The sequence below is a fragment of the Streptomyces rubiginosohelvolus genome, assembly GCF_014649875.1.
In the GTDB taxonomy this organism is placed as follows: domain Bacteria; phylum Actinomycetota; class Actinomycetes; order Streptomycetales; family Streptomycetaceae; genus Streptomyces; species Streptomyces rubiginosohelvolus.
This window is the reverse complement of sequence record NZ_BMTW01000040.1, coordinates 1-681: the sequence shown is the minus strand read 5'-3', so window position 1 is coordinate 681 and position 681 is coordinate 1. Positions and strand designations below refer to the sequence as shown.

The window sequence follows — 681 nt, the reverse complement described above, 5'->3', positions numbered from 1 at the left end:
CCGGCGGCGGCGAGGCCGGCCGGGGCGGTCTCGGCGAGCGGCACGCCGTACTTCGCCAGGCGCAGCGGCATCATCGACTCGATGGGGGCCTTGCGCCGCCAGTTGCGGCCGAAGCGGGCCTGGAGGCGGGCCTGGTAGATCAGCCGGTCCTGTTCGAGCTTGATGACCTGCTCGTAACTGCGCAGCTCCCACAGCTTCATCCGCCGCCACAGCTTGAACGTGGGGATCGGCGAGAGCAGCCAGCGGGTGAGGCGGACGCCCTCCATGTGCTTGTCGGCCGTGATGTCCGCGATCCGGCCCACCGCGTGCCGGGCGGCCTCGACGGAGACGACGAACAGCACCGGGATCACCGCGTGCATCGCGGTGCCCAGCGGATCGGGCCAGGAGGCGGCGCCGTTGAACGCGATCGTCGCGGCCGTCAGCAGCCACGCCGTCTGGCGCAGCATCGGGAACGGGATCCGCATCCAGGTCAGCAGGAGGTCCAGGGCGAGCAGGACGCAGATGCCCGCGTCGATGCCGATCGGGAAGACCAGGGAGAACGTCCCGAAGCCCTTCTCCTCCGCGAGTTCGCGCACGGCGGCGTAGGAACCCGCGAACCCGATCGCGGCGATGACCACCGCACCCGCGACGACGACCCCGATGAGTATGCGGTGCGTGCGTGTCAGCTGCATCGCGGCCACC

General features: G+C 70.8%; 1 protein-coding gene. It reads right to left on the bottom strand.

Features of this window, described 5'->3' with window-relative positions; genetic code table 11:
* Positions 1-680 (bottom strand): DUF2637 domain-containing protein (locus IE134_RS33960; RefSeq protein WP_189432868.1); only part of this gene is annotated, 680 nt, incomplete at its 3' end.
* Between the last annotated feature and the right edge of the window lies 1 nt (position 681).